The 17,848-nt window shown below is 55.0% G+C and carries 18 protein-coding genes; 6 read left to right on the top strand and 12 right to left on the bottom strand.

Annotated elements, in window-relative coordinates; genetic code table 11:
- Positions 1 to 12 precede the first annotated feature (12 nt).
- Positions 13 to 1,206: a serine hydrolase domain-containing protein gene (locus CA85_RS22120; RefSeq protein WP_146393537.1), complete on the top strand. Its 1,194-nt coding sequence runs from the start codon at positions 13 to 15 to the stop codon at positions 1,204 to 1,206.
- 350 nt (positions 1,207 to 1,556) lie between these two features.
- Here CA85_RS22120 and CA85_RS22115 read toward each other — a convergent pair whose 3' ends face one another.
- The 4 genes from CA85_RS22115 to CA85_RS22100 all read right to left on the bottom strand — a co-directional run bounded on the left by CA85_RS22115 (position 1,557) and on the right by CA85_RS22100 (position 6,660).
- A complete protein-coding gene (locus CA85_RS22115; RefSeq protein WP_146393536.1) occupies positions 1,557 to 2,405 on the bottom strand; it encodes an SDR family NAD(P)-dependent oxidoreductase in 849 nt (282 codons plus the stop codon).
- A gap of 5 nt (positions 2,406 to 2,410) precedes the next feature.
- A complete protein-coding gene (hflX, locus tag CA85_RS22110) occupies positions 2,411 to 3,829 on the bottom strand; it encodes a GTPase HflX (RefSeq protein WP_146393557.1) in 1,419 nt (472 codons plus the stop codon).
- A 127-nt stretch (positions 3,830 to 3,956) separates the two neighbouring features.
- Positions 3,957 to 5,339 (bottom strand): excinuclease ABC subunit UvrC, encoded by a 1,383-nt coding sequence (locus CA85_RS22105; protein WP_391564939.1) that lies wholly within the window; start codon positions 5,337 to 5,339, stop codon positions 3,957 to 3,959.
- Positions 5,340 to 5,706: 367 nt separating this feature from the next.
- The gene (locus CA85_RS22100; protein ID WP_222435503.1) at positions 5,707 to 6,660 is read right to left on the bottom strand and encodes an alpha/beta hydrolase; all 954 of its coding nucleotides are present in this window, start codon (positions 6,658 to 6,660) and stop codon (positions 5,707 to 5,709) included.
- 127 nt (positions 6,661 to 6,787) lie between these two features.
- Between CA85_RS22100 and CA85_RS22095 the strand changes: the two genes are divergently transcribed.
- Both CA85_RS22095 and CA85_RS22090 read left to right on the top strand, forming a co-directional pair.
- The gene (locus CA85_RS22095; protein ID WP_246113067.1) at positions 6,788 to 7,189 is read left to right on the top strand and encodes a hypothetical protein; all 402 of its coding nucleotides are present in this window, start codon (positions 6,788 to 6,790) and stop codon (positions 7,187 to 7,189) included.
- 98 nt (positions 7,190 to 7,287) lie between these two features.
- A complete protein-coding gene (locus tag CA85_RS22090) occupies positions 7,288 to 8,505 on the top strand; it encodes a ligand-gated ion channel (protein WP_146393534.1) in 1,218 nt (405 codons plus the stop codon).
- Positions 8,506 to 9,170: 665 nt separating this feature from the next.
- Here the strand turns inward: CA85_RS22090 and CA85_RS22080 are convergent.
- Together CA85_RS22080 and CA85_RS26235 are read right to left on the bottom strand one after the other, a co-directional pair.
- A complete protein-coding gene (locus CA85_RS22080) occupies positions 9,171 to 9,386 on the bottom strand; it encodes a hypothetical protein (RefSeq protein ID WP_222435502.1) in 216 nt (71 codons plus the stop codon).
- Between the two features lie 559 nt (positions 9,387 to 9,945).
- Entirely contained in the window at positions 9,946 to 10,521 is a 576-nt protein-coding gene (locus tag CA85_RS26235; protein WP_391564938.1) for a class I SAM-dependent methyltransferase, read from the bottom strand.
- A 177-nt stretch (positions 10,522 to 10,698) separates the two neighbouring features.
- Between CA85_RS26235 and CA85_RS22070 the strand changes: the two genes are divergently transcribed.
- Entirely contained in the window at positions 10,699 to 10,896 is a 198-nt protein-coding gene (locus CA85_RS22070; protein WP_146393531.1) for a hypothetical protein, read from the top strand.
- Between the two features lie 6 nt (positions 10,897 to 10,902).
- Here CA85_RS22070 and CA85_RS22065 read toward each other — a convergent pair whose 3' ends face one another.
- The 5 genes from CA85_RS22065 to CA85_RS25195 form a co-directional block, all read right to left on the bottom strand.
- On the bottom strand, positions 10,903 to 11,589 hold the full coding sequence (locus tag CA85_RS22065) for a transposase (protein WP_146393530.1): 687 nt from the start codon (positions 11,587 to 11,589) through the stop codon (positions 10,903 to 10,905).
- Entirely contained in the window at positions 11,567 to 11,755 is a 189-nt protein-coding gene (locus CA85_RS22060) for a hypothetical protein (protein ID WP_146393529.1), read from the bottom strand. Before CA85_RS22060 ends, CA85_RS22065 begins: the two co-directional genes overlap by 23 nt.
- Positions 11,756 to 11,805: 50 nt before the next feature.
- On the bottom strand, positions 11,806 to 12,162 hold the full coding sequence (locus CA85_RS22055) for a hypothetical protein (RefSeq protein ID WP_146393528.1): 357 nt from the start codon (positions 12,160 to 12,162) through the stop codon (positions 11,806 to 11,808).
- Between the two features lie 205 nt (positions 12,163 to 12,367).
- Positions 12,368 to 13,054 (bottom strand): transposase, encoded by a 687-nt coding sequence (locus CA85_RS22050; RefSeq protein ID WP_146393527.1) that lies wholly within the window; start codon positions 13,052 to 13,054, stop codon positions 12,368 to 12,370.
- A 518-nt stretch (positions 13,055 to 13,572) separates the two neighbouring features.
- Positions 13,573 to 13,893 (bottom strand): hypothetical protein, encoded by a 321-nt coding sequence (locus CA85_RS25195; RefSeq protein ID WP_186775135.1) that lies wholly within the window; start codon positions 13,891 to 13,893, stop codon positions 13,573 to 13,575.
- A 334-nt stretch (positions 13,894 to 14,227) separates the two neighbouring features.
- On the opposite strand from CA85_RS25195, the gene CA85_RS25190 reads away from it, so the two are divergent.
- Together CA85_RS25190 and CA85_RS22040 are read left to right on the top strand one after the other, a co-directional pair.
- The gene (locus CA85_RS25190) at positions 14,228 to 14,593 is read left to right on the top strand and encodes a hypothetical protein (protein ID WP_186775134.1); all 366 of its coding nucleotides are present in this window, start codon (positions 14,228 to 14,230) and stop codon (positions 14,591 to 14,593) included.
- 53 nt (positions 14,594 to 14,646) lie between these two features.
- A complete protein-coding gene (locus tag CA85_RS22040) occupies positions 14,647 to 15,384 on the top strand; it encodes a hypothetical protein (RefSeq protein ID WP_146393526.1) in 738 nt (245 codons plus the stop codon).
- Between the two features lie 189 nt (positions 15,385 to 15,573).
- Here CA85_RS22040 and CA85_RS22035 read toward each other — a convergent pair whose 3' ends face one another.
- Positions 15,574 to 16,260 carry a transposase gene (locus CA85_RS22035; RefSeq protein ID WP_146393525.1) on the bottom strand — a complete coding sequence of 229 codons (687 nt, stop codon included), beginning with the start codon at positions 16,258 to 16,260 and terminating at the stop codon, positions 15,574 to 15,576.
- Between the last annotated feature and the right edge of the window lie 1,588 nt (positions 16,261 to 17,848).

Genomic DNA, 17,848 nt, shown 5'->3' with positions numbered 1-17,848 from the left:
TCCGAGCTAGCCATGAATTGGATCCCATCTGTCCGCCGATCCATCGTTTTGGGATCGCTGCTTTCGATCTCCGGTTTTCTATCGACCGCGAGTGCCGAAGAGACCGACGAACCTGGCGAAGGATTGAGAGATAGGCTCGCCGAGATCTGCCGGCAAAATGATTTGCCGGCCATGGCTGTTGCAGTGGTCAACTCCGATGGGCTGGTCGAAGCGGATTGCGTCGGCGTCCGCAAACGAGGCTCGGCGAGCGAGGTTGAGCTGTCAGATCGATTCCCGATCGGGTCCAACTCAAAATCCATGACAGGCACCCTCGCCGCCGTCTTGGTCGATGCGGGCAAGATCCAGTGGACGACGACGATCGATGACGTGTGGCCCTCGACAGCCGGCATGAATGTTCATCCGGACTTGAAAAAGGTTACGTTGGACCAGCTGTTGTCTCACCAAAGTGGGCTGGCAGCAAACGTTTCTGACCTTTCCGAGCAGGCCTGGGCAGACTTCTTCGCTGAGCAGGAAGCTCCGATCGCCGAACGCAAACGGCTGCTCAAACTAGCGCTTTCGCAACCGCCGTCGCAGCCGCAAGGTAGCTTCGGTTACTCGAATCTCGGTTATGCAGTCGCATCGGCGATGCTGGAAAACCGGGGTGGGGAACCGTTCGAGGTGCTCATGAAGAAACACCTGTTCGATCCGCTCGAGATGGACACGGCTGACTTCCGATCCATGAAATCAGCAAAGAAACTCCAACCCCCAATGCTATGGGGCCATCGCGCCGATAGCGGCGAGCCGATCGACCCGCGAATGGCTGGGGCGGAGAACCCAACCATCTACGCCGCCGCGGGAACCATCCACGTCGCGATCGAAGACTACGCCAAATACGCCCGCTGGCAATTGTCAGGCGATCCGTCGCCAGTGCTCCAATCGCAAAGCGCGATGGATCACCTTCGCAAGCCGCAGGTTGCGTACGCGACGGACGGAGCCGAGTACGGCAGCGGATGGATCATCCTGAAAACGGGCCTCGGACAGGCGCTCACACACACAGGATCGAATACCAACACGCTGGCGTTGATTTGGATTTTTCCTGAATCCAACTTCGCCGCCATCGTCTGTACCAATTCAGGGCAATCGGAAGCTTTTCCAGCCTGCGACGAGATGATTCGTTACCTGATGACCGAGCACGCGGCCGTCTCTCGTGCGCCTGAGGCGGATTAGAAACCACGCTGGTGGGTTGTTTTGAAAACGGACTCGTCGCCTCCTGTTGATTACCCACAAGTTTGCTCCCCCGTGTGCTTGTCACACGGGAAGCGAAGTTTTCAAATTAGAAAACAGCGGCATCGACACACGTTCCCCTGTCAGCTTGTCTGGCAGGAAACCAAGTTGATAAACTTTGCTGTCATGCGGGGCAAGCCCGCATGGGAGCGGGGTGAATGCTCCATCTTTATCTAATCACAAAACGGTGATTCCTGTCGGACAAGCCGACAGGGGATCCGATTTTGTGGGTAACGAACAGCTCGTCGCCTCGTCCACTACGGGAATTTTATGCTGCCGCTCGCCTGACCTACTCACTTCTTGGCGAGTACTCTGTCGATCAGCGGTGGTGAGAGCCGGTCGGCATAGACGAGGGCTTTGCCGCCCCAGCTCAAGAGGACTTCACTGCGACATGCAGCGATCGCTGTTAGCGTTGCCTGAGCGACTCGGTCGGGCGGCCAGCTACCCACGCTTTTTGATGTCTGGCCCGGCGACGTGCCGACAAGTGAATCGAAGAACTCGCTTCGGGTCGTGCTGGGGCTGACCAAGACGACTGCGATTCCTGCTGCAGCGAGTTCAGCACGAATGGAATCGGTCCACCCGTGCAACGCGAACTTGCTGGCGCAGTACTCGCTCTTATCGGGCACGGCACGGTGGCCGAGGACGCTGCCGATGTTACAGATCACGGGCGTGCAAGGACGATCGGCTTGGGCGGCTGCGGCGTTTCTCAAACAGGGAATCGCAGCGCGTGACCACTGCGTGACGGCAAAAAAGTTGACTTCCATGACCTCACGCAGCCGCTGTGGATCGGCGTCGAAAAAAGGGCCGATGGCGCCGATCCCCGCATTGTTGATGAGCAGGTCGAGCCGTCCGCCGGCGAGTTGATGCACCTCGCTCATCGCGGCATCGCAGACGCTGGAATCGGTAACATCGCCGACCACGGGAATGATCGTGCCTGACGGTCTCGAAGAGACGACTTCGTCGAGCCGCTCGCGTCGGCGAGCGACCCCGATAACGCGGCAGCCTTGGTCGGCCAACCGCAGCGTCAGTTCGCGGCCAATCCCGCTACTGGCACCCGTCACGATGGCGAGACTGCCTGCGGGGCGCCACCGCGGCTTTCTCCAAAAGGCGAGCGACGAGAGCGAGGGCCGTGATTTCGCCATCGATGTTAAGCGACCTCGCTCGAAGGCGTCTCGGCCCCATCATCGGAACCGTCACCGGATGCATTCGTATCGGCTGCTGAGTCTGAGGGAGCCTGCTCGGAGACTGCCACGTCGCTTTGGATCGTCAACTGAGTGGGCACGACCCGAATCGCTGAGCGATGGACTTCGCCCATCGCCCCTGCGGGCATTCGAACGCGGACGGTGACGTGTGAATCGTGGAAGTCACGTGACTCGACCTTGCCCTTGGCAGACAGATAGGCGAGCAGTTTGCCATCATGGTGGGCGACATCAATTTCCACATCGAGGAATTCTTTGGCCAACGCTGCACCGACGGCTTCGCAGAGTGGCGTGAGCCCCTTTTGCGTCTTCGCACTGACGGGGATCGCGTGGGGATACCGATCGAGCACCCGATTGAGCACACGTGGCCCATCAATCGAATCGATCTTGTTGAGTACGAGCAGCGTGTCCTTCTCTTCGATGCCGAGTTCTTCGAGCACCTGATAGACCGCCGTAATTTGTTCGAACACATTCGGGCTACTGGCGTCGGCAACATGCAGCAACAAGTCGGCTTGCCGGGTTTCCTCGAGCGTCGACTTGAAGCTAGCGACCAGCGAGTGGGGCAGATCGCGAATGAACCCGACGGTATCGCTGAGCAAGACGTGTCCCCAATTGGGAAGCTGCCACCGGCGCGTCCGCGTCTCGAGCGTCGCAAACAGTTTGTCTTGCGCGAGCACCCCAGCATCGGTGAGCGCGTTCATCAAGGTGCTCTTGCCCGCGTTGGTGTATCCGACCAGCGAGATGGTGGGAATTTCATTGCGGCTAGAGACCTGTCGCTCGCGTCGCGACTCGACCTTCTCCAACTCAACCTTCAAGTCATGGATACGTTTCTGGGCCAACCGCCGGTCAACTTCGAGTTGCTTTTCCCCCGGGCCCCGCATGCCAACGCCCATCGATTGACGCGACAAGTGCGTCCACATCCGCTTCAGACGCGGCAGTGAATAGTCGAGCTGGGCCAACTCCACCGCGAGCCGCGATTCATGCGTCCGAGCGCCCGCGGCAAAGATGTCGAGAATCAACTCCGTCCGATCGATCACCTTGGCATTGGTTGCTTTCTCAAGATTGCGAACCTGCGCCGGTGACAGATCGTTGTCGAAAAAGATGACCTCCGCCTCGTGACGCTCGACCATCAAGCGGAGTTCCTCGACCTTGCCCTTGCCGAGATAGGTGGAGTGATCGGGAGTGCCGCGCCGCTGCGTCAGTTCGTCAACGACTTCGGTGCCGGCGGTGGTCGCTAGACCGTGGAGTTCCTCCAGCGGATCGTCATCGACGACGACGCCAGGGAGAATGAGACGCGCCAAGATGCTGCGTTCGGGACCGTTATCGACGAGCGAGATCAAGTCCGAAGAATTGTGTGGTTGAGACACGAGTGAGGTGGGGACTCCAATGGAGAAGGACTGTTGAAACAGACAATCGACCGCCGCTTTCGCCACGGCAGCGACCTGTTTCGTTTCATTCTAACTGATTCGAGGACAGGTTGTCGCGGTCAAAGGTTCAACGATCGAAGGTGGATCGGTTCCGTAAAATATGGTGGTAATGCTGGGCAAAGCGGTGCGATTCGTCGCGGACGTACTGTAAAAGCCGCAGTGCGAAGGCACTTTTGCTCAATCGCAGCGGCTCAGGATTTCCGGGGCGAAATATTTCTTCATCGCGTTTGGCCAGCGAAATGACGGTCGGCGGCGTGATTTCCTGGTCACGAAAGGCCGCCATCGCTGCGCTGAGTTGGCCTTTTCCGCCGTCGATCAGCAAAATATCGGGAAACGTGTCCCCTGAATCGCTCAATCGACGAAATCTGCGGGACACGACCTCATAGATGCTGCGGAAGTCATCGACCCCTTTAACCTCTTGGATCTTGTAGCGACGGTATCCCGGTTTGAACGGCAACCCATCAATGAACTGAACCAGAGACGCGACCGTTTCATTGCCGCCGAGATGGGCGATGTCGACGCCCTCGATCACGCGGGGTGTTTCGCTCAACTGCAGGACCTTTCTCAATCCCGCGAGTCCCTTTTTCGGATCGATGTAGAAGACCTCAGGCTGAGCGTGGGTGTCGAGTTCGCCCCGTTCAGAGAGCCGCTCGAGCATCTGGATCTCATCTCGCAAGACAGCCGCACGTTCAAACTCCAACTCGGCACTCGCCGTCGCCATCTCGGACTTCATGTCCTTGATCAGTTTCGTCTTGCCCCCGTCGAGGAAGGTCTGCAGTCGTTTGATGTCGCGGCGATAGTCCTCTTTGCTGATCCGAAAGTTACACGGCGCGGTGCACTGGTTGATGCTCGCCAGCAGGCAGGGGCGGAACCATTTCCATTTCTCGTCCGATTCGCTGATGTCGAGCGTGCAGGTGCGGAACTTGAAAATCCGCTGCATCACCTGGATCGCGCCCCGCAATGCACCGGCGCTTGTGAACGGACCGTACAGTTTCACGCCCGATGTCTTCGGCTCCCGGGTGACCTCGACGCGTGGGAACTCCTCCCGCGTCGTGATCATCAGGTACGGGAACGACTTGTCGTCCTTGAGGTCTTTGTTGTTACGCGGCTGGATATCTTTGATCAACCGCGACTCCATCAGCAACGCATCAACCTCACTTTCGCACTGCACGTAATCGATGTCCGCGATATCGGTGATCCAGTCTGCGGTACGCGCGTCAACCTCCGCCGCTTTGAGGAAATAGCTCCCGGCGCGGCTGCGAAGATTCTTGGCCTTGCCGACGTAGATAACAACGCCTGCCGCATCCTTCATCAAATAGACGCCCGGCTCATTGGGGAATGTCTTCACCTTGGCTGCAGCGTGTGCGTGCCCCTTGAACTCGAAGGTAGCCGCGGCTTGAGAAGGTTCCGAGGGTTCAGCAGTTTCGTCGGCTGGCGAGGGATCGTTCAGGCGTCTGTCCGTGTGGAATGGGTGTGTAAATACGATCAGTAGTCACAAGACCGCAGGCGGGACGGTGTGAAATCAGCAGCGGTTGCGAAGACACTCCCGCACTGGCAAATTATACCACTGCCTGGCCGGTTCGGGAAATCGACGTTCGTTCCTACGCCGAGGGACGGCCATCTAACTATTGCAGTTTTTCATCCGGCGTTCCTGACCCCCAGCGGGGCGACTATATGAAAGCCCTGGGTTTGGATAGCAGTTTTTCATCCGGCGCTCTAGAGCCCCAACGGGGCGGCTGTATGAAAGCCCAGGGCACCGCCCTGGGTTTGGATAGCGAAATATTTCGGTAGCCCCAACGGGGCGGCCCTCAGCTCAACTACTGTGGTGCGGTCTGAAAACTGCGTTCGACTGAGTCGTCTGGATCGGTGTTGGTCCCATGATCGCGCCACAGCCATCGCATCATGTCGGGTAGGATCGCGCCGCCGTGTCGTGGGCTGTGCTTGCCGATGCCCCAGGTATAGTTGATGTCGTAATCTTTCTCGGTCATCGCTTCGACCAGGCGGACGTTCTGTTTGTACCAGTCCCACGTCTCGTCGTACTCACCACGTCGCTGTCCACGGTTGTCGTTTCGGCCATCTTGAAAGAAGACGCGGATGTCTTTGGGGTCATGCTCGCGAACGATATCGGCATAGGCGTGTCCGCCACGGATATTGGTAAAGCTACCGATCAGACTGAGTACCTTGTGGAACTGATCCGGTCGATGCCACGCTACCGTAAACGCCGCGATCGCCCCCGAACTGGCCCCTCCAATGCCGCGCCGCTTGGGATCGTCCGAAACGTTGTAGTCGGCTGCGAGGGCTGGTAGCAGTTCGTCGACGATCACGCGAGCGTAACGATCATCGAGCGAATTGTACTCCGTCGGGCGATTGGTATTCTTGTCACCCCAATTGCTCGGCGAGGGCTCGGGTTGCTCGGGGGTTCGCCCGGGGTTGATGAACACGCCCAACATGACAGGGATCTCGCGGCGGAATATGAGGTTGTCCAGGACATGCTGCGCCCGAATCGAACCATCTGCTTGCATGAAGGCTTGCCCATCGTTGAAGATCGTCAGGCTGGTAGCCACCGCGGGATCATACTGGGCCGGGACATACACCCAGTACGTGTGCTGCGTCCCCGGGTAAGCTTCCGAGGCGATCACGTGCGGCCCGCTCATTTCACCCTGGGGTACTCCTTCCTGCTCGAGCGAGTCGGGGCCCAACTTGTAATACGCATCCACATTCGGTGTCGCCGCAGATGGATTTTGTCCTAACGCAATTTGTGCAATCGACATCAACACGATGCAACTAGTAAAGCAGTGCCACATTCGAATTTGGTCCCAGAAGTCGAGGTTTTTGTTCGTCAGTTTAGAGGAGAGAATAGGGACAGGCAATGAATAGTTGACTTCGATCGCGGCTTGCATGCCATTACCGATGGTTTCGCTGCTCAAAACCGTGACGCTGACGGAGGTGATGAAGATGCCCAGGCAAGCTCGTGGGGAAATGATCGATCCCGCTACGGGAGATTGTTTCGAGCACCGCAGGGGCTGGATCCGCGACCGAATGGAGTTCCTCGCCTCCGTGTTCGCGATCGATTGTCTGACGTTTTCGATCATGAGCAATCACCTGCATCTCGTCTTAAGAAGTCGCCCGGACGTCGTCGCGGCGTGGTCGGACGAGGAGGTCGCCCAGCGTTGGCTGCGACTGTTCCCCGCGCGTCGCAACTCTGACGGCGGCCCTGCCGTGCCGACGAGACCGGAACTGAACATGATCCTGAATCAGCCCGATGCTCGGTGGCGGCATTCTGTGAGGAGCGGATCGTAGTTAAATCGGCTGAAAAACAAGCCACAGCCCGGGCTAAAAAGTGGGTGGCCCTCTTTCTCCTCTTTCTCCCTATCACGACTTGACAGAATCTCGCGTGAATGTACTGCTTCGCACTTGGAATATCTGAACGCGCCGGCGTTCCGCTTCACCATCCTGAGTCACGAAGAACAAGCGAGAAGAAGTTGGTGGCAGACAAAATCGACGCGAACCCCAAATCCAGCTTCCATTGGAGCACGGCATGCAAGCGGTTTGCCAGCGCGGCTCAATTCGCGTTGTTGGCAATATGTTGTTCGTTAGCGACCGCGGCCGAGCCTGTTACCGCACCGGTGCTGAAGCCGCATCCACTCAATCCCCCAAAATCGGTTGGTTCCGTGTCGGTGCATGCGACTTTTGAACTTCTCACTATTAGTGATATTAACGACGAGGCGGAGCAAGTCGGGTTGTCCGGTATCCTCACGCTCACGTGGAAGGACCCTCGGCAGTCATTCGATCCGGTGCAGGAGGGCGTGAGCGAGAAGGTCTATTCTGGCGATTTTCAGTTCAACGAGGTTTTCGTTGGCTGGTATCCCCAGGTCACCCTTGCGAACACGGCTGGACAGTACGACAGCCTCGCGGTCGTGCTCCGCGTGAAGCCAGATGGAACCTGCACCTTGAGCCAGGCAATCGAGGCGGCTGCGAAGGTAGATCTGAACATGCGGCGGTTCCCGTTCGATCGCCAGCGTTTGGAGATCATCTTCAGGCTATTCGGATTCGATTCCCATAACATCGAGTTTGATAGCGAATCAATCGCCGTTACCACGAAAGAATCGTTTACCAAAGTTCCACAGTGGTCCCTGAGGAAGATCCAAGCGTCGAATCGAACGCTCAACGCGTCCAACACCGTCGGGATGGGCGCTGCTTCCGCGTTTGTCGTGGCCATCGATGTAAAACGAGAACCGCTGTTCATGCTCCGACTCGTCGTGGTGCCCTTGAGTTTGATCGTCTTGCTCTCGTGGTCAGTGTTCTGGATGGACCGCTCCTCCGTGGGCGACCGCGTCAGCGTGTCATTCGTCGGGATCCTCACAGCAGTGGCTTACCAAATCACGCTGGTGGGAATTGTGCCCAACGTATCCATCGTCACGATGATGAATGCGTTCTTGAATCTCAGTTTATTAATCATGTGTGCCCCCGTCTTCATTAGCCTGTACGTGGGCACGGTCGATCGAAGTGGACATAAGCGGGGTGATCGCATTGACCGGCGTTGTCGCTGGCTCTTCCCGCTCACCTACATTGCGCTCAACGCGGTCATACTCTTAGTGTCCTTTTTCGTATTTTGACCGGGATATCGACTGAGGGGATTTCGGGAAACATCTCAGGCACAGAAAAATGGGCACGCAGATTCGAGCTTGCATCAATGCGGAGGGCAGGGCACCCTGATTGAAAAATCGCGACCACCTACGGCAAAATCGGCCCATTGGCCACCGTGAATTGAGCAAGGATCGCTGCGCAGCGGTTGACCGCGCAGCAGACACCCCAAAACTCTGTCTAGAAAACTACCGGCCTGCCCTTCGCTAGACTGACGAGAGGCCCACCGGGTTCTCTCGGGCGCAAAGCCAACCCTGACCTCGACGGCACGCTTCGCCAGCAACGCCTCTCGGGCGTACCCGCCACTCGCTTGAAAATGCGTCCAAACTTTCGCACCACGTCGCACCAACCTTGTGTGTCCAAGCCAATCCGCTGCAGGATCGGTTGCAAATGCTCTGGAATGCTACCGACCTCATCGGACTGCTCATCAATCTCGATGGGACTCATCCAACCGCTGCGCCGCCGTCGACCGCTCCGCTCCCACTCGTGAGTGCTGGGGCGACTGCGATCCTCCCATTCGCTCAGATCATCCATTCGGTCTTTTGCTCAGGTGCAGTCGCTGGTCTCCGGAGTTTCCGCCAAGGCAGCGCGAATTGGATTGAGGTCCACGTACGCCGCGCCAACCAGTAAACTGGATTCATCGAGCGTCCGACAACCGTTTGCGTCGCTCAGCGAGGACCTCGGGCTGTTTGAGAATCATGTCGAGTTCTGGCTTGCTGGGTTCGGCGGGAGAGCCATCCTCGTTGCGTCGGCGTGGGAACAACCGCAGCCAACGTCGAGCGATTTCCTCGTCAGACCACGCTGCGACAACATCGGGACGACTGCGTAGAACCAGGTGAATGTGGTTATGCATGACCGAAAAAGTCAAGCAATCGATCGCGAATACCGAATTCAAGGACTCCAGTCGCTCACGAATCCACACTCGCCGATGCTCGTACGAGTTTCCCGTCAGCGGGTCGTCGCCACAGAGAAACGCACGACGGACGCATCTCTGGATGCAATGCCCACCTGAACTTCAGAGGCGTCGAGAACTTCACCATGGGCTTGACGAGGCATGGCATCCACGCCAGATCGAGCAACAACCGGGCCGCAAAACCCTCGCGACCAATTCCATCCGACGCTTCAACGCGGAGCAGTCAAGAAGAAAATGCCTGTCCCTTTCTGCCTTACTTTCCGACCGACTGGCACGCCATTGATATGACAAACACCCCGAAGCTCTCAACCATGGATCCTATCATCAGGAGGTAAAACGAAATGATCGAGAAGACGATCGCGGCAATGACGCTCAGCGGTGGACGTTTGTCTGGCGGTCGCGGATCGTCTGGCTCATCGACCTCGCATGCCGGCTGGTACGGATTCATCATTTCTCGCCATTGATCATCGGTTTGGCGATTAACTCGATCAGCTCCAGGTCATGGCGAACGAGCTTTACGAAACGATTGGCGTCTCAACGTGAGCCCCCAGTGCCACGAACAGCAGTCCAGTTCAATCAGATCGCTGCTGTCCAATCCGACCGAGTCGCCCAAATCTCGAACCGTCTCCAGTGAAGGACGAATCTCTACAGACGGTCCTCTCGGCGTCGAAATGTCCGATCGCCAATGAATGACACCAATCACGCCACTGGACGAAAGGATTCGGGAAGCTTCACGCAGGAGCTCGAGCGATTGCTCAATATGCAAGATGTTGAATAGCATCACGAAATCTATCGACTGATCATCCAGCTCCGTTCCGTTCTCGCAGCAGTCACGAACACTTACGGCGACATTCGAAAGACCTTGAGCGTCAGCACGGGCCTGTGTGAGTTCCACCATTTCAGGTTCGATATCAAACGCGAAAACTGTTCCTCTCGCTATCTTCGCTGCTGAAATCGTAAATGTTCCGTAGCCGCATCCGAATTCAACTACGTTTCGCCGTGAACCATCGCAACCTAATCGAGAAAGAATGCAGTGGGGATCAAAGAAAGTCTCCCAGTATGCAGGATCCGGCATGCCGCTCTCCCGTCCTTTTGCCATGGTACTTCTTTCAGTTGAGCGAGCGTGTTCACCGCCAATCGGGCGCGTAACAACTCAGTTTAATGACAGCAAACTGAACACAATACGACGCTTGTTTCCGCCTGACAACGACCCATTAGCGGCAGTATTCTTACTGCTTTGGCAGCCTCCGCGTTGGCTGTTGATCATCTGTCGAGCGGCATCGTCGATGGCTCGCGGTATGTCCTCGGGATCGATGTTCAAGAGCGTCTCCTCTTGACTGTCTACGGCTTCGCTGACGACTTCGCAGGCGGTTCGAATGTAAAAAGAAAAGGTGACGAAAAAGAAAAGGTGACGGAAAAAGAAAAGGTGACGGAGGTAATAATTGGGTGATGTTGCTCATTTCGGTTGCGTGAGCTTCTTCCGAGGACGTCCGACCGACCGCATCGTGTACCACAACCCGTGCCTTTCCGCAATTTCGTCAGTCCAGGTCTCGTCACCAAAGGGCCGACCGCGATTGACCGACGTGCGCATTGCTTCGAGTTCCGTTTTCGTGAGCGCTGCATTAACACGCTTGAGCCAGTCTCGTAAACGCGGAATCGCCCACGGCGAGAGGATCTTAGGAGTTGGCTCAGGACGTGTGCACCAACGGTGGAGTGATCCATGTCGCCAGTCCTCTGCTTTATCGACCAGACACGCACGTAAAGGGTTTCGCTCGACGTACCGGCAGACCACGTAAAAATGCTCATCGCTCTGAACTGGGAAGCTCTTGAACCTCGACTGGTAAAGGTGACCGTATCCGTGACGGTGGTAATGTCCATGATAACGCAAAGTGTGAGTCGCTGAGACCCAACGCAGCAATCGTCCCATTTGTCCGTCTTTCCTTGGTCGCAGAACAAGGTGCCAATGATTGGGCATCAGACTGAATGAGAACAATTCGACGGGGTACTTCTGCAATCCTTCATCGACGATGCGAATGAACGCATCGTAGTCCTCAGGCTTCTTGAAAATTTCATTCCGATCATTTCCACGATTCAGGGCATGGTAAATGATCCCCGCTTCGTCAGATCGCTTTTGCCGGGGCATGGCTCGCATCAAGGATGATTGCGTAGAAAGGCTCATTTTGAACGACTGAATCAGCTAAAACTACCCCCGTCACCTTTTTCTTCACTACCCCCGTCACCTTTTTCTTCAAAACTACCCCCGTCACCTTTTTCTTCCCCGCTTCGTCAGATCGCTTTTGCCGGGGCATGGCTCGCCTCAAGGATGATTGCGTAGAAAGGCTCATTTTGAACGACTGAATCAGCTAAAACTACCCCCGTCACCTTTTTCTTCCCCGACGGTAGCAACTTTCTTGATCTTCATCAGAGCGGCTTGTCCGCGATCATATGGGTGGCACTTTATTAGATTGGTGGCAACCATCATGCAGGCAGCGCGCAACCGCCGGTTGCAAATTTTGGCGACACTGCTGCTGCGGTCGACCTCATCGCTTTGGTAGCGAATCTTTTGTGACTTCAGGTACTTGGCGATCGATTTGCTACTGGCCCGTTTGATCGATGCCGACGACGGGAAGTGTTTTGCGACCGCAATCGCGATTGACTTGGTAAACAGTTTGTCGTCTTCAAATAGATCGGCATACCCCGGCATCGATCGGTGCATCAGGTCGCGAATTTGGACCTTCAGGAAAAGAAAAGGTGACGGAGGTAAGAAAAGAAAAGGTGACGAAAAGAAAAGGTGAGAAAAGAAAAGGTGACGGAGGTAAGAAAAGAAAAGGTGACGAAAAGAAAAGGTGAGAAAAGAAAAGGTGACGGAGGTAATAATTGGAAAAGAAAAGGTGACGGAGGTAATAATTGGGCGATGTTGCTCATTTCGGTTGCGTGAGCTTCTTCCGAGGACGTCCGACCGAGCGCATCGTGTACCACAACCCGTGCCTTTCCCCAATTTCGTCAGTCCAGGTCTCGTCACCAAAGGGCCGACCGCGATTGACCGACGTGCGCATTGCTTCGAGTTCCGTTTTCGTGAGCGCTGCATTAACACGCTTGAGCCAGTCTCGTAAACGCGGAATCGGCCACGGCGAGAGGATCTTAGGAGTTGGCTCAGGACGTGTGCACCAACGGTGGAGTGATCCATGTCGCCAGTCCTCTGCCTTATCGACCAGACACGCACGTAGAGGGTTTCGCTCGACGTACCGGCAGACCACGTAAAAATGCTCATCGCTCTGGACTGGGAAACTCTTGAACCTCGACTGGTAAAGGTGACCGTATCCGTGACGGAGGTAATGTCCATGATAACGCAAAGTGTGAGTCGCTGAGACCCAACGCAGCAATCGTCCCATTTGCCCGTCTTTCCTTGGTCGCAGAACAAGGTGCCAATGATTGGGCATCAGACTGAATGAGAACAATTCGACGGGGTACTTCTGCAATCCTTCATCGACGATGCGAATGAACGCATCGTAGTCCTCAGGCTTCTTGAAAATTTCATTCCGATCATTTCCACGATTCAGGGCATGGTAAATGATCCCCGCTTCGTCAGATCGCTTTTGCCGGGGCATGGCTCGCCTCAAGGATGATTGCGTAGAAAGGCTCATTTTGAACGGCTGAATCAGCCAAAACTACCCCCGTCACCTTTTTCTTCCCTAAGTGATCGCTGTCGGTATCGATTCTTGCCGCCCTAAAGTCATGTGATGGGGAAGTCGAGCGTTGGGCGTCAGAAAAGCAATCCCACCGGGATTCGATGCTCGGGGTACGCGCCGAGGGCCGCGAAGACCATCGTTTTCTCGTCCTGTTGGCTCCAATTAGTCGAAACAGCGCTGCTCGACGCCCACAATCGGAGCAACATCACCGATCACACCCTCCAAAACTCAACCATTGCGGTTCGCCTGCGGCCTATCCACCCAACGGATGGGTTCCGCCGGGAACTGCTGCTGCTCCGCTGAGGTTGTTTTCTGGAAGTGACCCTGTAACAATGGGTTTGCGACCGATTACGCCCCTTTACTTCAATCGCGGAAAGTTTGCGAATGTCATCCAGCAGTTCATCGCCAGGATCTTCATCAAGCAGCAGCAGTTCCTCTCATGGTGGTGGCAGCTCGTCTAGTTCCTCGTGGATGGGAAGTTCGTCCAGTTGCTCGTCCTCAAGTAGCTCGTCTGGGTACTCGTCCTCCAGCAGCAGCTCTGCGTGTTCCGCTGTATTTGATCCTTCGAAAGTTAAGACAGGTTTTACGATTCCGGCAGGCCCCGTCGCAGGCAGCAGTTCGTCAAGTAACTCGTCCAGCAGCTCAAGCAATTCGTGTGTCAAGGATATCAAGCGACGGGTAACGATCACGGTTACCCCAAAAGGGCGGACCGATGATTTTGAAATCAATATCTCTGGAATTAGCCGAGTCAGTGTCACGGAGATCTCGCGAGACTCAGGCACCGGTAAGATCGTGATCGATGTGAGAGGTACGTCTGCAACACCTAACACCAAGCCGAACGGTGACACCACTATTGAAGCGAAGCTCGATGGTCATGTCTGTGGTTCCGCACAGGCAGTCGTGATTGTGCCAAAATCGATATGCGGTCCCTGTCACTACGGCACTTCCAGCAGCAGTTCGTCCGGTACGCCAGCCTGCCCGCCGGGCTCACACCGGACGCCAGAAAACCTTGTACTCGACGGCACGACTAGTCCCGCGTTTATAAACTTACCTACCGGAAAAGTGAAATTAATAACCGCGTGGATCGCCTGGGTGACAATGGAAGTTTGTGATCAGTTCGAAGACTCGCTCGATGAGATGTACGAAGGATGTTGTGTCGAAGAAAAGAATCGCGGCAATTGGTACCCGATCAATCAGGCGATCACTAGCGACGGAAAGTATCAGGATCCTGTGATGTGGTACCAAGAACCGGATCCGTCCATCGTAGATGCTGATAGTCAATCTGCCGAAGACTGGCCGGCTGAACAAGCACTAACCATGGCGTCTTCGGCGTGTGCTCCGCAGCGAATTCCTGTGCGAATATGCGGCCATGAGATCGGCAAGACCGACCGCTGGCTCTGTCATCGACAGCTTGACTGTGTATGGATCGTTTGTCCAGATGGAGCCATTGTGGTTTGATCCGCGCTGCCGATATGGTTGTCCCAAATTTGGTTTCGAAGGGAAAGGGCGATATGAAGAATGAACATGAACTGGATGCTTGCGTGCGGTCTCAGCGAAATCTGGGGCACCGCTATTTCCCCGATATCCTTAGCATTGCGATTGCCGTCGCGATGATTTCACTAATCACTCACGCAAGGGGCTACTCCATGTCGCCACAAAATACAACGCAGATTGATCCGAGTTCCTTGGACACGTCAGACGCTTACTTTGAAATGATGGGTCCAAAACTCAAAGTCCATTTTACGATACATCGCTTGTACGGCTCAGACGCGTTGAGCAGTCCAAAGAGGTCTTTCGATCCCTCGGTTTCCACTATTCATGAGCTGATCCGAGAGATCGAGGCGAAGCTGCCGGGCATCCGGGTGATCCTAGACGAAAAAGACAAGAAACATCCGGTGATCCATGTCATCGAAGAAGCCGCCGAAAAGCAGAGCAAGATTTTTGATCGCCTAGTAGACTTAAATTATTCGGGGCCGGTAGGGTTTATTGCCAGAGAACTTCATCGCCGTGATATTACGCAGATTGCGTGGCCGTTGTCTGGAGATAATACGCAAATGTACAACGACACAATAACTGACGTCAAAATCAACGTGAAACATCGCTCTGTTCGCGATGTTTTGACTCATTGTGTGGACAAGGATCGCTATTACTGGATCATCTGGGACGCGACGACATTGCAGGAGTTTGGAGAGTGGACAACACAGATCCGATTTTCACGTTCGATGGACGTCGGTAGCGAACGCGATTAGAGATTTAGCTAAAACGTTGAAGAAATCTAAGCACTGTCATGGTCAAACGTAAACATTGACATGCGCGAGAACCGATATCGGGCACATCCGGGGCCCGTCCTGTCCAAAACCCCGACGACCCATCGGGACCGTGATTCGTTACAAAATGAAAAAGAAAAGGTGACGGAGGTAATAATTGGGCGATGTTGCTCATTTCGGTTGCGTGAGCTTCTTCCGAGGACGTCCGACCGACCGCATCGTGTACCACAGCCCGTGCCTTTCCGCAATTTCGTCAGTCCAGGTCTCGTCACCAAAGGGCCGACCGCGATTGACCGACGTGCGCATTGCTTCGAGTTCCGTTTTCGTGAGCGCTGCATTAACACGCTTGAGCCAGTCTCGTAAACGCGGAATCGGCCACGGCGAGAGGATCTTAGGAGTTGGCTCAGGACGTGTGCACCAACGGTGGAGTGATCCATGTCGCCAGTCCTCTGCCTTATCGACCAGACACGCACGTAGAGGGTTTCGCTCGACGTACCGGCAGACCACGTAAAAATGCTCATCGCTCTGGACTGGGAAACTCTTGAACCTCGACTGGTAAAGGTGACCGTATCCGTGACGGAGGTAATGTCCATGATAACGCAAAGTGTGAGTCGCTGAGACCCAACGCAGCAATCGTCCCATTTGCCCGTCTTTCCTTGGTCGCAGAACAAGGTGCCAATGATTGGGCATCAGACTGAATGAGAACAATTCGACGGGGTACTTCTGCAATCCTTCATCGACGATGCGAATGAACGCATCGTAGTCCTCAGGCTTCTTGAAAATTTCATTCCGATTATTTCCACGATTCAGGGCATGGTAAATGATCCCCGTTTCGTCAGATCGCTTTTGCCGGGGCATGGCTCGCCTCAAGGATGATTGCGTAGAATGGCTCATTTTGAACGACTGAATCAGCTAAAACTACCCCCGTCACCTTTTTCTTCCACATCCTCGTGAAATTAAGCGCAGGCCCAAACCATATCCCACGATGAAACGGTCACGACACGCCCCCAGAAGGTCAGCAGCATGAAGGACTTACGGCTAAAACACGCGGCATTCGGGCCTGACCCATTTGGCCGCTTCCAACCCCGAATCGGTTCGCCACTACCGAACCGAGGAACGTCGCCAGCGAAACGCCCGACGCGACCGAGCCCGTCTCGATCGCCGCCTCAGCCAATCCGAGCCCAAATAAGCGATCCGCCCGCCCCAACTGCACATGGTGCCGTTGGGCGCTTACCCTTCATCAGTGTTTAATCTTCTTCGCGTTTGGAATATCGCATGCAATAGCGTGTTGTTCTTTCTCGGCCTTGAAGCAACGACTTGTATACAATATCAAGCACCGCACCGGAGCCATTGTCGATACAATAACTTACGTGGCCTGATCCTCTCTTCATGCCTAATCTCGTGCAAAGAACGCCATTGACGTAATTAACTGATTCCAGAACGATCGTGTCAGCGTTTCTGTCAAAAACATCAGCATTGTCGACAAAAAGTTCCTCTAAAATAAGAGTGCTGGTTAGGCGAGTTATCCCAGCAACGGCGTTCAGCGTTCTCTCAAGACTCCGGTCCGTTCGAATGACATCTCTAAAGTTCGTGTACTCGCAGACTCTACCCCTGTTCGCAATTTTTATCTCGAACCCATTGCGGTATCTGAACAACAGTTCAGCTGTGCCTTTACGAGTTATCTCAAATACCCCTTTCTCTACACGTTCGCCTTGTTGGTTTTCCGAAAAGACTGTGCCAATCACAGCAAGATCGCTCGGCGACTGATAGTATCTGAGAGCGTTTTTTGTCGCTTCGTGCGTAATTCGAATGTTTTCCGTCTCGTCGGCAAAACAGTGCGACGATATCAAAACTAGAATGCATACAATTGGCATTGACCACAGACGTAACATCTTGAACGCTCCTTAAAATTGCTGGTTTCGCTTTGCGATGGCGTTTCGGAAGACTCGGTCAGATCACCAAAGTCTAGGTGGGTCATCCAAATAACGCTCTTCCTCGGGATTCAGATCCCGTGGAGGTTGAGGCGGTACACCACCGGGAAATGGCATTGTACACATCCGCCAACACCGAACTTGGTCTCGATCTGCGTTGTCCAGGTCAAATTCAAGTAAATCCTTCGCTTCCGCTTCACAGTCATCTATCTCCAGATTGCAGTCATCACTGGAAAAGAAAAGGTGACGGAGGTAGAAAAGAAAAGGTGACGGAGGTAGAAAAGAAAAGGTGACGGAGGTAATAATTGGGCGAGGGTGCGATCCGCTTGGTGCGCTCGACGAGTCCTGCATCACGCTGTTTCCAAATTGATAAGGTCGCCGACGGTCGGTTTTGACTGGAGCCAGTTCTCATAGACAGCATCCCACACTCCACTGAGCAGCAGACAACGAAGTGTCATCGTTTGTTGACCGCCTTCCTTCTTCCAACGCATCCCCGACAGCTTCATCCGTTCGCT

The sequence above is a fragment of the Allorhodopirellula solitaria genome (genome assembly GCF_007859855.1).
Classification (GTDB): Bacteria; Planctomycetota; Planctomycetia; order Pirellulales; family Pirellulaceae; genus Rhodopirellula; species Rhodopirellula solitaria.
This window is presented reverse-complemented; position numbering and strand designations above follow the sequence as displayed.

Coding starts and splice junctions, on each gene's coding strand:
- CA85_RS22115 (WP_146393536.1), bottom strand. CDS start 2,405: ATGGCGAAATCACGGCCCTCGCTCTCGTCGCTCGCCTTTTGGAGAAAG.
- CA85_RS22060 (WP_146393529.1), bottom strand. CDS start 11,755: ATGCCCCGGCAAAAGCGATCTGACGAAGCGGGGAAGAAAAAGGTGACG.
- CA85_RS22090 (WP_146393534.1), top strand. CDS start 7,288: ATGTACTGCTTCGCACTTGGAATATCTGAACGCGCCGGCGTTCCGCTT.
- CA85_RS22095 (WP_246113067.1), top strand. CDS start 6,788: ATGCCATTACCGATGGTTTCGCTGCTCAAAACCGTGACGCTGACGGAG.
- CA85_RS22035 (WP_146393525.1), bottom strand. CDS start 16,260: ATGCCCCGGCAAAAGCGATCTGACGAAACGGGGATCATTTACCATGCC.
- CA85_RS22080 (WP_222435502.1), bottom strand. CDS start 9,386: ATGCATAACCACATTCACCTGGTTCTACGCAGTCGTCCCGATGTTGTC.
- CA85_RS26235 (WP_391564938.1), bottom strand. CDS start 10,521: ATGCCGGATCCTGCATACTGGGAGACTTTCTTTGATCCCCACTGCATT.
- CA85_RS22120 (WP_146393537.1), top strand. CDS start 13: ATGAATTGGATCCCATCTGTCCGCCGATCCATCGTTTTGGGATCGCTG.
- CA85_RS22065 (WP_146393530.1), bottom strand. CDS start 11,589: ATGCCCCGGCAAAAGCGATCTGACGAAGCGGGGATCATTTACCATGCC.
- CA85_RS22050 (WP_146393527.1), bottom strand. CDS start 13,054: ATGCCCCGGCAAAAGCGATCTGACGAAGCGGGGATCATTTACCATGCC.
- CA85_RS22100 (WP_222435503.1), bottom strand. CDS start 6,660: ATGTCGATTGCACAAATTGCGTTAGGACAAAATCCATCTGCGGCGACA.
- CA85_RS22040 (WP_146393526.1), top strand. CDS start 14,647: ATGAAGAATGAACATGAACTGGATGCTTGCGTGCGGTCTCAGCGAAAT.
- CA85_RS22055 (WP_146393528.1), bottom strand. CDS start 12,162: ATGCACCGATCGATGCCGGGGTATGCCGATCTATTTGAAGACGACAAA.